This is a genomic window from Gottfriedia acidiceleris, assembly GCF_002128425.1.
Classification (GTDB): domain Bacteria; phylum Bacillota; class Bacilli; order Bacillales; family Bacillaceae_G; genus Gottfriedia; species Gottfriedia acidiceleris.
Map to the genome: position 1 here is coordinate 65,861 of NZ_NESS01000010.1, position 13,499 is coordinate 79,359.

The window sequence follows — 13,499 nt, forward strand, 5'->3', positions numbered from 1 at the left end:
CACAAACTTTTTATTTAAGCTACCTTCCCATATTATCCCAATAATTTAAAAAATTCTATTTTATTGCTTAGATCACTCATATATCTTACCCGAGAAATAAAAAAGAAAAAGTAGAAAGCATAGTGCCTCCTACTTTTTTAAACTTATTTATTAATTTCAAATTTCATCTTAAAAATTCCAAATAGTATGATAGGCCCGTTTCCATGAAAAGAAAGTTACAATAATAAGTAATACTAAGTAAATCATTACACCAAATGGAATAAACGTTATTCCCCAGTGAATTAATGTCAAAATGCCCCCTAATATTAAGGCAATCATTACGTTGATTCCAGAATTTTGCCTAGCATCCTCAAACGACTCTGAAAATGGTAGTGATCCTTTCAGATAATTTGAACAAATTACTGTATATAAAATTGAGCTTACAAAGACTACTAATATATCAGGAATTATTTTAATACCGAAGATCCCGATAAAAATTATACTTAAAATAAAATAAACAGGAAAATATAGATTTGCTAAAAACACTTTTATAGTTGCACTATATAATGGTGCAAAATTTGATACTGGCGCTGTTTTATAAATCCAAGCTCCTTTATATTTTCCGGAATATTTTAGCATTGCGATCGCATTTGGAATAATTAAGCAAGACATATAAATCGTTAAATAACTCTTGCTTAAAACTAAATGATGATAGGAATAAATTTGTAATTGATTGAATAGGAAAACGAATGGGAGGACGATTGATAGCCCTAATGACGGATAAACCTTTAGTCGGAATTCCCTCTCGTTTCGCATCATATTATCTGCGAATTTAAAAAATACCTTTTCTTCATTATTCCTGCAAATTACGCTAGACAGCCATTTCTTCCACTTACTGTCTTTTTTTCTGTTTATGCCGCTATTATTTGATAATTTTTGAAGATTTTTCTCAAAGGATGGGATCAATAAACTATAGAATATGATCGCAATAATAGGGATTATTATTGCTAAAATAGAAAATCCGATAAGATAAGTACTTGTATGACGATTTAAAATTAACTCAAAAGGCGCCCCAAACCAAATAGGGGGAATAAGATAATGATACCAAGTTGGCGAAAATGCCATATCAAAATTTACAAAGCTAAACGCTCTACCAACAAGTTGATAACCTACAGCAATCGAAATTGAAAGTCCGATTTGAACGTAATTGATAATATCTTTTAACTTTTCACCATCAAAAAATCTTAAAATAAAATAATAGATAATCGATGTTAAGACAACTATAAATAAATTGACTAGAAGAAGCTCTACAATCGCTAAAATTAAGAATAGAAAACCATGTATAAATGTACCGACTATTACTGGCAAAGCTGCAATAGATGTAGTTATTAATAAAAGATAGATTGAAATGTGTACCATTTTTGCAGCAGTAATCGTTCTTTTTTCGATTGGTCTCGTATGAAGAATCCCCTTATCTTTCACATCAAGTAAGACATTTGAAAAATCTGAGATCATTGATGTCATGATGAGAAACATGATAATGCCAAAAAAAGTGCTCATTCCAAATAAATAATTTTTTCCTAAAATGACGAATGGAATGAGCATCAGACTAAGTAAAGCATAAATTCCTAATGATTTTATGATTCCATTCTCTTCATCTTTTGTTTTTCTCTTTTTGTTTTGATTAAAAATGGTCGGTGTCCTCCGACTATCCATCGTTAATTTAACTGCTAAAATTTTACGCATGATTGGATACTCAACACCAAATAGTTCAAATAGCGGTCGAAAAAGGTCTAAGATTTTTAACATAGGGAAATCCTTCACAATTATCCCCCTTTTACAATGGATACGAATTCCTCAGCTAAAGCTTGGTGTTCATTAAACCCGGTAAGCTGATTGAAAATTTGTTCCAATGATCCTTCTTCATTTTGCTCCTTTAATTCTATAAAACTACCATCTGCAACGATTTTACCATCATTGATCAAAATAATTCGATTACTTATTTTCTCTACTACGTCCATTATATGTGATGAATAAAAAATCGTTTTTCCATTTGCAGCGAGAATGTCTAGTATTTCTTTAAATACCATTACACTATTTGCATCAAGCCCACTAAGTGGCTCATCTAAAAACAATAGGTCAGGATTATGTATTAAACTTGAAATGATAAGGACTTTTTGCCTCATCCCCTTTGAAAAAGATGCGATTCGAGCTAAATAAACTTCCTCCAAACCAAAGACCTTCATTAACTTCATTGCCTTCTCATCGGCTTCATCAAAATCCATCCCATATAACTCACCAACGAATGTTAAATACTCTCTAGCTGTAAGATTATCGTATAGTTCCGCAATTTCAGGAACATAACCAATTTTCTTCTTGTATTCAATATTCTGATCTGAAATTTCCTCCCCGAAAATCTCAACATACCCAGAGTAATTTCCTTCTAGTCCTAATAAAATTTTTATAGTCGTGCTTTTACCTGCTCCATTCGGTCCTATATAACCAATAATTTGTCCACGATGGACCGTTAAATCAATACCTTTTAAAACTGATTTTGCACCATAGTCCTTTTTTAGATCCTTTAAACATAATACAACTTCTTCTTTTGCTTCGATGTTGGTCACCTACTTTTTTATTTAATACTTCAATCTTAATAGACTACTAATCACGTTGAAAAGAGGAGAATTTACCATATTTTAGGAGATTTTTTGACAAGTATAGAAGAATTATGTGCCCGTTTTAAGGATTACATTATTAAAAATGTCTCTAGAGTTTAAGCAAGGTAAAGAATAGTTCATTCCAGTCTATATAAAAAAGCATCGACCTGTAAAATCGATGCTTTTTGAAAATTTGTATGACAAAATATTTGAAAATGCTTTTTTATTTAGTGCTTAACTGAAAGAATTAGTAAGTGAATGCAACATGAAAGCAATTGTATTTAAATAGTCTGAAGTGATGATTGTTCAATGAGTGGAGACTTGTTTCCGGAATAAAGTACGATTAAATTGTGAAGTGCTCGAGTACATCCAACATATAGTAACTTAGCGTCTTGTTTAGTTTCTTCATAATGCATGTCATCTACATCGATAAGTAGTACTGCATCAAACTCCAGTCCTTTAGAAAGATACACAGGTACTACCGAAATTCCCCCTTCATATTTTCTCTGTTTTGAATGAATGAAAGATACTTCTTCTCCAGCTGCGGATAATTCATTATATAAAATTGCACATTCGTCCTCAGTACGGCCAATAATTGCAATTGTATCCATTTTATCCTTTTTTAATTGTTCAATTGAATTCATGATTACTTGAATTCGATTTGTATGATCTACTTCGAGTATCTTAACTTTTTCTCCACTTCGGAATACAGGATTTGCAAGACTAACTGGTATACTTGCTTTTTTAATAATCTCATTCGCAAAATGAATGATTTCCATTGTAGATCGATAGCTTCTATTTAACTCGTAATAGGTTACTTCCTTTTCATTAAATACTTCTAAAAATTCATCCCAAGTATTAATCCCTTGATACTCGTGAATGGCTTGCGATAAATCTCCGAGAATGGTGAATGAATTTCCGATTGTCATCTGCTTCAATAATGCAATTTGAAAAGGTGAAAAATCCTGTGCTTCGTCTACAATTACATGATGGAACTTTTGCTTTGACTCAATTCCATAAAGACGATTGTGAATATATACTAGCGGAGCCAAATCCTCCTGATCCATCTCTTTCTTTTTACAATTTAAAGATGTAGATTTCATAATATCTGCCGGTATTTCAACTACAATTGAAGCATCCTTTGTTGTAGTGAATAGAGATTTATAAAAAGAAAGTGCTGTATGCTTCGGCCATTGTTTCATATAAGAATTTAAATATTGAATTGCTTTTTTCTTTTTATCTTTTCTTATGTTAGTTTCTTCTATAACATTTAGCTCATTATCAATCCATTTCTTAATCCTTGCAACAATACGTTCTCTCCGTTTAGCAAGTGGATAATGTTTATATTCAACACTAAACCAATGTTTAAGTGTTTCTTTATCAATCATTCTTTTTTTCCATGGTTTGAAATCTTTTTCAGGAACAGCTGATGCTTCATAAATATCCATGCATCGATTAATATAAGTCATAAAATGTGTTGATCCTTTCCATTTACCTGGACTATTATGATTGATTTCAAGGCGGTTGGTACCAGTTGCGAACCATTTGTTTAGGTTTTCTGATGAATCCTTTTGTTTTACTTCATGGTCGAGAGTATTTAATGCCCAATCAGAAAATGTTGTTTGTTGAATGCCGCCTACACCTAACTCTGGTAGAACATTTGAAATATAATCTAGAAACATATTATTAGGTGCAAAAATAATCATTTTATCGGCCTTTAATGTTTCACGGTATTGGTAAATCAGAAATGCAAGTCGATGAAGAGCAACAGTTGTTTTTCCGCTCCCTGCTACTCCTTGTATGACTAAAGGTGTATTTTTGGATGAACGAATAATATCATTTTGTTCAGATTGAATAGTAGAAACAATATCCTTCAAGCGATTATCTTTGTTTTCACTTAATCGATAAAGAAGAAAATCATCAGTAGCTGATACATCTTGATCGCCTCTTACATATGTATCTACAACACGTTGGAGATTTTTTTTGCGGATTACTATATTTCGTTTTAAATAGATTATACCTTCGATAATACCTTCAGGAGATTCGTAATAAGCAGGATCGTCTCCTCCTGTAAACGAATAAAACATGCTTGCAATTGGAGCACGCCAATCAATTATCAATGGATTTTCTGTAGCTTGTTCTGATATTCCTACTTTTCCTATGTAAACTGGTACCGAGTCCTTATGCTTCTCTTGAAAATCCATTCGACCAAAATAAGGTTCGTTTTTAGCTAAGCGAAGATTTCTTCGATTAGTTTCTCGAATTCCTTCAAGTACTTGTTCGGTTACATCACTTCCAGTGTAAACGGGAATCCCTTCAAGTTTCGTTAGCTGCCGTTCCATTTCAGTTAAAATTGTGTTTAAATATTGAAGTTCTTCTTTATATTGTTGTGTCGTCACTTTACAAACCTCCTTAAATATAACTAAATAGCCGAATTTTCAGACGGAAAAACATTGTATCAAGAATTGATTACTAAAGTAAAGTGTTAATTTAAAAAGAAAATATAATATTTTGGAAACTTAACCAGAAAAATGATAAATTTATTGATTTTTAGTATATTAATTTAAATAATTCAATATTATCTTAACGGAAATTAATTGAAAAGTTCTACATAAAAAAGGCACGAGTCCGCTGCAAATCGGATTCATACCTTAAGCTTGTAAAGATAGATTGAATGAGAATTCTATCTTATATTATTTTGTGTGTCGTTTCCCTTATTACTGGTGAAACTAATACATTATTGTTTTTCACGTCATATAATCCACTTGGAGTTAATCGAATAAATGGTAAATGAGTTGCAGAAAAGAATAATAATGTAAAAGCTGGATCGTCGTATTTATATCCTTTTTCTTTTAACAATTCGATCATTTTTTTCTCAACTTTGATTAGACTGTCCATATCTAATTCGGACATGCTACCTTTTAAAGATAAAGATATTTCGTGAACAACTTTGTTCTCCTCTACTAGAACTATGCCACCGCCTATTTCCTTCATTCGTTCAAATGCTTTTAACATATCTGATTTTCTTTTTCCTAAGATTAAAATGTCTCCAGTACCAGAATAAGAACTTGCAAATCCACCAATATGCCTAGCAAATCCTTTCACTAGCGTGTTTAATCTCCAAGAACCATCTCTTCCAACCATTACAAGAAAGCATTCATCATGTTCGTATGATAACTCATCCAATTCGAATTCAATCATACTTTCATATGGTTTTGTAATGACATTATTAATCAAGTTTATACCATTTGAGTTTGTAAGACTCAGATCCTCTTTTTGTAAAGTCCACTTTAAATCTAGTTTAGAGAATTGATATTTATCCCAATCGATGGACAAATATTGATTGATAAAGTTCCCGTCTTTCTTGATCCATTTTCCATTTGCTAAAACACTTATAGGTGTTGGGTTTTCTTTACTTTCTAGTAGATTAATATTTGCAATTCTGCCTGTGGCGATTGAACCATGTAAATGTTCCATTTTATAATAGCAAGCTACATTATAACTAGCCATATTGTATGCTTCAATTAATGGTATTTCGTGACGGATCGCTATTTTTATTAATTCATCTGTCATTCCTTTTTCATAGAAATAAGGATGTGAACCGTCAGTTGTAAAGAAAAGTCGATCAAATTTTTGGATGCCGAGCTCTTTCATTTCCTTTAAAAGTACTTCTAAATCAGGTCGTATTGAAGAATGTCTTAATGAAACCATATAGCCCTGCATTAAACGCGAAAGTACTTCTTTTCCTGTCATTGCTTCATGATCGCAATCTGCACCTAACAACATTAATTTGGCTAAAGTGCTTTCAGAAGCTCCTGGAAAATGTCCTTCCACTTTCTTATTTAACCTCTTTGTCTCCTGTATCCAGGTGAGCATTTGATCATTACCATTTAAAAGCTTTGGCCACGCAGTTAGTTCTCCACCTTGTAAAACTAATTCATTCTCGAGCCAAGACAAAACATCTTTCGAATTAAATAGCTCATCATTATTCGGAAATTCAGATTGCGCATCGAAACGACACCACCAATACATGCTTGACGGTAAGTTTTTAAAATCATTTAATAATTCAAAAGCAGTATGACTAGGTAATTCTAAGAAAAATTTTAGATTATCGTTTATTAATGTTGTTGTACCGAATTGCCCTGCATGTTTTGCTAATGTTAGAGGATTATAGAGTTGATATGGATGAGCGTGAGGTTCAATATAACCTGGCACTAAAAATTTCCCTTCACAATCTACCACTTCAATTTGATTTAAGTTTTCAGGAAGATTTTCTCCAACATAAACAATCCGATCATGATAAACCCAAATATTTGCCTGTAACCATTGGTTCAAATATGAATTTAAATACGTTGCATTTTTTAAGATGATATGAGGATTAATTACTTCATCTAGAACATTTACTTGGTTTCTAATTTGCTCATTACTCCATCTATAATTTTGCATCATTTCACCCCTATATTATTAAAAAATTAATTGCACAAGAATCATATAAACAATCGTACCACCTGCGATCGAAAGAAGCATCATTCTCTTCCATAAGTGGAGAATTGCAACAACAAATACTGAAATAAACTCTGGAATACCGTGTGTACTAGAAAGTACATTGACATTTTTAAAACAATAGACGACCAATAGTCCAATTACTGCAGACGGTAGGACTTTACCTAAATACTGTACATACTTTGGTGTAGCCTTCCCTGGTGGAAAAATAATAAATGGAAGAAATCTTGTAAGCATTGTACCTAAAACAACCATTGATACTGTGATAATTTGCTGTGTTACATTCATCGTCATACTGATACCTCTACTTTCTTAGATGGTTTTCTAAGTACACTAAGTGTAATAAGTATTGAAAGCATGGCTGGAATAATGAAGTTTTCTCCACCAAAAATGATAAGACAAATAGTTGAAAGACCAACCCCTGTTATTGCACTAATATGTTTTGTCTCTTTTTTCCACTGCTCAATGAAAATAACAACAAATAGGGCAGTCATGACGAATTCAAGACCTTTTGTATTGAATTTTACAAGTGATCCAAAAATCCCTCCAATTGATGCACCAATTACCCAATACAAATAATTAAGGAATGTAACAAAAAACATAAACCAACTCTTATCCACGTTGTCGGGTATATCAGCCGTATAATTTATCGAAAAAGTCTCATCACATAGTCCGAAAATTAGATAGGTCTTTTTCTTACCAGTGCCTTTATATTTATCTAACATTGAGATTCCATAAAACAAATGTCGCGCGTTCACCATTAACGTTAGAAACAGTGCGTTTATTGGATTAAAACCCATCAGTAATAAGTTTCCTGCAATAAATTCCATAGATCCAGCAAAAATTGTTAGCGCCATCAGGATTGGATAAATTGCACTGAATCCTAGCGAATTCATAAAAATCCCATATGCTATACCTAAAAATAAAAATCCTGCAAAAATAGGTATCGTGTGTGGAAAAGCAAAGCGAAATGCCATCCATAGTTTGTTTCCCTTTTTCATAGCTTCACATCCTGTATCGTTAAATTTATTATAATTTAACATACAGAATCCATACAAAAAATGAAATAATTGTATGGATTACAATTTTCTAAAAATTAAATTAAGTACTGTTTAAAGTATAATTACTAACTTTCTACTTAGGTAGCAATAGATTTGTATTTATTGAATTCCATACAAAAATGATATAATTGTATGGAATTCAACAGTAGAGGTGAATAATGGAACAATGCCAGTAAATTCATTTGAAAATTATCCCATGTCTTGGAAACCTGATAAAAAAGCTTTAAAGCGTCCTTACTATAATTCTATTGCACTTCAACTAGAACAAGATATTATTAATGGCTTTCTTGCTCCCGGTACAAAGTTACCACCGCAGCGAGAATTAGCTGATTTTCTTGACTTGAATTTTACGACAATCACTCGAGCCTACAAAATATGTGAAGTAAAAGGTTTAATCTATGCCATTACAGGTAGTGGAACTTTTGTTGCACCGAATGCAACCCATTCAATAACGATTTCAACAGATAAAACAGCAAATAGTATCGATCTTGGCTTTGTGGCTTCTTTTGAACAAACGAATAATATTGTGACCGAAGCAATTCAGAAAGTAGTCAGTAAAAGCTATTTAGATCAATTATTAAATTACAATGATCCCACCGGTATTCCACATCAGAAAGCAGCTGCACTGAACTGGATGGAAGCTTTCGGTATTAAAGCGATTCAAGATCATTTAGCAATTGCGTCTGGTACACAAAACGCTTTGGTCCTTGCTTTGGCTAGTTTATTTGAGCCAGGTAATCGAATTGCAACAGATTTTTACACCTTTTCAAATTTTATTGAGTTGGCAAAAACACTTCACATTCAATTAATCCCAATTCCTGGAGATCTGTTTGGGATGTTGCCTGATGAACTTGAAAAGCAATGTAGTCAAATTAATATACATGGTATATTCCTAATGCCTTCTTGTAGTAACCCAACCACAATAATGATATCTGACTTTCGAAAACTTGAATTAGCTTCCGTAATAAAGAAGCATCGTTTAATTTTAATCGAAGATGATATACATGCATTTATTACTGCGGGAGTAATATCTGATTACAAACAACCGATGTATAACCTACTTCCAGAACAAAGCGTATATATTTGTGGTACATCAAAGTCCATCTGTTCTGGATTGAGAGTTGCTTACATGGTTTTTGGGGAGGCATTACGTGAAAAAATTTTGAAGGCTATTTTTAATCTTAACGTAAAAACATCATCACTTGATGTAGAAGTAATTACTGAGTTGATCTTATCAGGAAAAGCGCATGAAATCGTTCAAAAAAAGAAACAGTTAGCTGAAACTGTAAACGATATTTATTCATCCTATTTCCCTGTAAATAAGATTGGGCATCCGCTTAGTTTTTACCGTTGGCTTCCTATTCATAGTCATAGTAATGGGGTAAACTTAGAAGCAGATTTGAAAAAACTAGGTGTACGAGTGTTTCATTCAGATCGTTTTCTAAGTGGGCAGTCTTCTTCTGAAAAGTATTTACGTATTGCACTTTCTTCTACACAATCTTTAGATGATCTACATACTGGATTGAAGGTTTTGTCTCAATATCTGGACAAACAGAAGAAAACATTATAGTCCCCCAGTTCGTTTCATAAGACAAAAATTAGGAGCCAAATGTTAAATAGCTCCTAATTTTTGTCTTATATTAAATTGAATATTACTTTAAAACCATTCACATTTCATACATAATTGATTATCTTTAAACTCTGCCGTAATATTACCATTCATTTTTTCCATTAAACTTTTAGCAATCGGTAAACCAAGGCCTGTACCTTTTCCAGTTCGAGTTTGATCTGCTTTATAAAATCGATCAAACATTCGTTGTAAATCCGGTTCACTAAACTCGTTAACTGAATTACTAATACATAATTGGATTGATGAATCTGATTTTTCAAGTCTTATATTTATATTACCAGTTGAATGTTTAATCGCATTAATGATTAAATTTTCGATGACTCTTTTTACTGCAGATGGATCAGCGATAATAATCATTTCAGTACTCGGAATTTCAATTGTTGGTTCTAAGTTCCGATTATTGAATTCTTCGTAAAATCCTAATAAAACTTCTAGTATCAATTGATTTAATTTTATTTTTTCAATCTTCATTGGATAATCAATTTGATCTATGACTGATAGTTCAAAAAAGTCTTCAAGCAACACCTTCAACCTTTGTGCACTATTTTTTACGATAGTTATATATTCTTTTCTCATATCGATCGTTATTTCATCCGATTCTAAAAATTGAATATATCCTAAAATCGAGGTCATAGGAGTTCGTATATCATGCGAAATGTATGAAATCGCCTGTTTTAATTCATTTTCACTTAAACGTTTTTCTGCTTTAGACTTTCTTGTTAAATCAATTTGCCTATTTATTTCTGCTGAAAGAATTTCAATGTCTTTATCAAAATACTGAAGGTCAAGTTTCTTTTCAATCTTATTTTTATTAACGGCTTGTAATTGCCTAGTAGTTCTTTTAATCTCTTTTTTTAATAGATAATAACGGGTGAGAAAATATGAAAAAAGAATGATAACGATTATTGTTACATATTTCATAAAACTCTCACCCGCTTTCGATCTTACTTAATTTCTTTTTTTCTAAATAGTAAACTTCCTAAAATGCCAAGTACAATAAAGGTCAAAATTGGAACAAAAATGAGTGTTAACACTTCACTATGATCTAACTGGTTAACTTTATATATGTTTGGATATTGCATAAATACTGAATTCTTAATGATTGTTTTAAGTAAGGTTAATTTAGTAGCTATGAAGCCTAATAAAGAATTAATTAAAGCAAAAAACATTAATAAAAATCCAATCGTTTTTCCATTGTCAGTAAAAATAGTGGCAATAATCGTCATAACTGAAGCAAACGCGGCTCCATAAATTGTTAGTAGTCCATATGTTTTAAAGATAAACATCCAATCAGTTGTATCATTAAAATCAAAACGGAATGCAGCAGTCGTCGTCATAAAAATTGGTAGTATTAATAAGATAATGACTGAACCAATCGAAAACATCGTCAACTTTGAAAAGTAAATTCGTAATCTACTATTTCCTGATGATACAATAGATTTCATTGTTCCATTCGAGTATTCACTTGTGATAAAGAAACCTGCAAAAATACACGGTAATAATTTTATAATATCGTTGTTTATACTTAAAATGTTATAAATATAATACTCATCTAAAGAAAGTTTTGATGCTGAATCTATATTAGTCGTAAAAGGATACAATAAAGAGAATAGAATTAAAATACATAGTAATGTTCGAAATGAACGATCCTTTTTTAATTTATACAGTTCAGTTTTAAATAGATTACCCACGATTTACACCCCCGATGCGAGTTGTAAAATACGCTTCCAAATCTTCTCCCATTGGCATAAAATGCTCGATAATTAACCCTTCACTAGTTAGTGCCTTCGATACCTCTCTTGGTCTGTCAAAATATTCAAATAACCTGATCGAACCGTCCGGAAATACTTCAAAATTCTGAGTATTAAAGGATTTTTCAATAACAGTCGCGGCTTTGTTTGAGTTATCAACTTTAATATGCAAAAAGTGTTTACATTTTTCATCAAGTTCTTTAATTGAAAGTTCTTCTAATAGCTCTCCATTATGAATAATGCCGTAATGAGTTGCTAATAAATGTAGTTCACTTAAAATATGACTGGAAATTAAAATCGTAATTCCATACTCTTGATTAAGCTTTTTAAGTAATTCGCGTATTTCCACAACGCCCATAGGATCAAGTCCATTTATTGGTTCGTCTAATATTAAAAATTCAGGATCCCCCAATAACGCGATTGCAAGTCCAAGTCTTTGCTTCATCCCTAGGGAAAAATTTTTCGCCTTCTTTTTACCTGTATCTTCTAAACCAACTTGTCTAAGTGTTTGTTTGATACATTCTTTCCCAGGAATTCCTTTTAAAAGTCTATGTGCTTCTAAATTTTCAGCTGCTGTCAAATGTGGATATAACGCAGGACCCTCAATAATTGTCCCAACTCTTTTTCTTGCTTCAATTAATCCTCGCTCATTGCTTTCTCCAAATAGTTCAAATGAACCGTTTGTTGGATACCCTAAACCAGTAATTAAGCGTATTAATGTAGACTTCCCAGCACCATTTTGCCCGATAAAACCGTAAATGGATCCCTTTTTAATCGTTAAATTAACATTATTAAGGGCCATTTTATTATGATATTTCTTTGATAATTGATTCGTTTTAAGTACAAATTCATTCATAAGTTACCCCTCCTTATATAAACTCTTAAGCTCGTCCAACGGATAGTTAATTAAAGATCCTATTGAACAAAATTTATTTTTGAGAACACTTTTAACTATAAGAAGGAAAACATAAGAATGTCTTAAGCCAATTCTTAAGAAAACCTTAAGTTTTTAGTCTGTAGCCCATTCCCCAAATTGTTTCGATATACTCTTCATTTGGATTGGCTTTATTAAGCTTGCTTCTAATATTACTCATATGTACATTTATTGTATTATCATCTCCATAGAATTCCTCATTCCAAACACTCTCAAATAAATTTGCTTTTGTGAAAACCTTTTTAGGAGAAGTTACGAATAAACACAGTATCTCGTATTCAATTGCCGTTAATTTTAACTCATTTCCCCCAACAGACACCTTTTTTGAATCTGTATCTATAACAAGATCTTTGTATTGAATTTGATTGAGTATTGGGACATTAGCCAATCGACGATATCTTCTTAAGCAAGTTTCAATTCTTGCCGAAACCTCTTCTATATCAAATGGTTTTGTAATATAATCATCCGCTCCACCCCTTAAAATATCTATTTTTGTTTTCATTTCAAGCTTTGCTGAGATGATTATGACCGGGATATTACTTTCCTCTGTTATTTTTTTTAATAATTCTTCTCCAGACAATCCTGGAAGCATCAAATCTAATAAAACCAGATCCCATTTCTGACTTTCTAAATAAATAAGTGCTTCAGTCCCAGAATAGGCAGATTTTGGATTATAGCTGTTTTTGTAGATAATATCACAAAGTAATCGATTAATATCTTCATCATCTTCAACAATTAATATATTTGTAGTTTCATTCATATTTTTTTCCTCACATGAGACTCATTTTTATTAATACTATTTAATTTGATCTATATGTAATATATCATCTTAATTCTTAATGCCAAAATGTAAAAAAACGAGCTACAGTAATAGCTCGTTTTTGCACTTTGTTAATATATAATCTTGTAATTAGATTTTTCGTAAAAGGAGCTTGCGTGAGATTGATTTCATTATAGAATGCTCGCTATCCAAAGGGCGAGGTC

At 31.8% G+C, this 13,499-nt stretch carries 11 protein-coding genes; 1 reads left to right on the plus strand and 10 read right to left on the minus strand.

Annotated features, from left to right (window positions below; all coding sequences use genetic code 11):
- Window positions 1–168: 168 nt before the first annotated feature.
- The 6 genes from B6K90_RS17190 to azlC all read right to left on the minus strand — a co-directional run bounded on the left by B6K90_RS17190 (window position 169) and on the right by azlC (window position 8,140).
- Window positions 169–1,803, minus strand: coding sequence for a hypothetical protein (locus tag B6K90_RS17190; RefSeq protein ID WP_088013992.1), 1,635 nt, complete (start codon window positions 1,801–1,803; stop codon window positions 169–171).
- 2 nt (window positions 1,804–1,805) lie between these two features.
- Window positions 1,806–2,594 (minus strand): ABC transporter ATP-binding protein, encoded by a 789-nt coding sequence (locus B6K90_RS17195; protein ID WP_088014049.1) that lies wholly within the window; start codon window positions 2,592–2,594, stop codon window positions 1,806–1,808.
- A gap of 323 nt (window positions 2,595–2,917) precedes the next feature.
- Window positions 2,918–4,978: a HelD family protein gene (locus B6K90_RS17200; protein WP_088014050.1), complete on the minus strand. Its 2,061-nt coding sequence runs from the start codon at window positions 4,976–4,978 to the stop codon at window positions 2,918–2,920.
- A gap of 346 nt (window positions 4,979–5,324) precedes the next feature.
- Window positions 5,325–7,085, minus strand: a complete 1,761-nt coding sequence (locus B6K90_RS17205; RefSeq protein WP_088013993.1) for an adenine deaminase C-terminal domain-containing protein — start codon at window positions 7,083–7,085, stop codon at window positions 5,325–5,327.
- A gap of 15 nt (window positions 7,086–7,100) precedes the next feature.
- Window positions 7,101–7,433, minus strand: a complete 333-nt coding sequence (locus B6K90_RS17210; protein WP_088013994.1) for a branched-chain amino acid transporter permease — start codon at window positions 7,431–7,433, stop codon at window positions 7,101–7,103.
- Window positions 7,430–8,140 (minus strand): azaleucine resistance protein AzlC, encoded by a 711-nt coding sequence (gene azlC / locus B6K90_RS17215; protein ID WP_088013995.1) that lies wholly within the window; start codon window positions 8,138–8,140, stop codon window positions 7,430–7,432. Before azlC ends, B6K90_RS17210 begins: the two co-directional genes overlap by 4 nt.
- Before the next feature lie 226 nt (window positions 8,141–8,366).
- Between azlC and B6K90_RS17220 the strand changes: the two genes are divergently transcribed.
- Complete coding sequence (locus tag B6K90_RS17220; RefSeq protein WP_088013996.1) at window positions 8,367–9,770, plus strand: aminotransferase-like domain-containing protein; 1,404 nt, start codon at window positions 8,367–8,369, stop codon at window positions 9,768–9,770.
- 87 nt (window positions 9,771–9,857) lie between these two features.
- Here the strand turns inward: B6K90_RS17220 and B6K90_RS17225 are convergent, their stop codons facing one another.
- The 4 genes from B6K90_RS17225 to B6K90_RS17240 all read right to left on the minus strand — a co-directional run bounded on the left by B6K90_RS17225 (window position 9,858) and on the right by B6K90_RS17240 (window position 13,275).
- Window positions 9,858–10,751: a sensor histidine kinase gene (locus B6K90_RS17225; RefSeq protein ID WP_088013997.1), complete on the minus strand. Its 894-nt coding sequence runs from the start codon at window positions 10,749–10,751 to the stop codon at window positions 9,858–9,860.
- A 23-nt stretch (window positions 10,752–10,774) separates the two neighbouring features.
- Window positions 10,775–11,521 carry an ABC transporter permease gene (locus B6K90_RS17230; RefSeq protein WP_088013998.1) on the minus strand — a complete coding sequence of 249 codons (747 nt, stop codon included), beginning with the start codon at window positions 11,519–11,521 and terminating at the stop codon, window positions 10,775–10,777.
- Window positions 11,514–12,437 (minus strand): ABC transporter ATP-binding protein, encoded by a 924-nt coding sequence (locus B6K90_RS17235; protein ID WP_088013999.1) that lies wholly within the window; start codon window positions 12,435–12,437, stop codon window positions 11,514–11,516. Before B6K90_RS17235 ends, B6K90_RS17230 begins: the two co-directional genes overlap by 8 nt.
- A 145-nt stretch (window positions 12,438–12,582) precedes the next feature.
- Window positions 12,583–13,275, minus strand: coding sequence for a response regulator transcription factor (locus tag B6K90_RS17240; RefSeq protein WP_088014000.1), 693 nt, complete (start codon window positions 13,273–13,275; stop codon window positions 12,583–12,585).
- Window positions 13,276–13,499: the final 224 nt, after the last annotated feature.

Coding starts and splice junctions, on each gene's coding strand:
- azlC (WP_088013995.1), bottom strand. CDS start 8,140: ATGAAAAAGGGAAACAAACTATGGATGGCATTTCGCTTTGCTTTTCCA.
- B6K90_RS17210 (WP_088013994.1), bottom strand. CDS start 7,433: ATGACGATGAATGTAACACAGCAAATTATCACAGTATCAATGGTTGTT.
- B6K90_RS17205 (WP_088013993.1), bottom strand. CDS start 7,085: ATGATGCAAAATTATAGATGGAGTAATGAGCAAATTAGAAACCAAGTA.
- B6K90_RS17240 (WP_088014000.1), bottom strand. CDS start 13,275: ATGAATGAAACTACAAATATATTAATTGTTGAAGATGATGAAGATATT.
- B6K90_RS17200 (WP_088014050.1), bottom strand. CDS start 4,978: ATGGAACGGCAGCTAACGAAACTTGAAGGGATTCCCGTTTACACTGGA.
- B6K90_RS17225 (WP_088013997.1), bottom strand. CDS start 10,751: ATGAAATATGTAACAATAATCGTTATCATTCTTTTTTCATATTTTCTC.
- B6K90_RS17235 (WP_088013999.1), bottom strand. CDS start 12,437: ATGAATGAATTTGTACTTAAAACGAATCAATTATCAAAGAAATATCAT.
- B6K90_RS17220 (WP_088013996.1), top strand. CDS start 8,367: ATGCCAGTAAATTCATTTGAAAATTATCCCATGTCTTGGAAACCTGAT.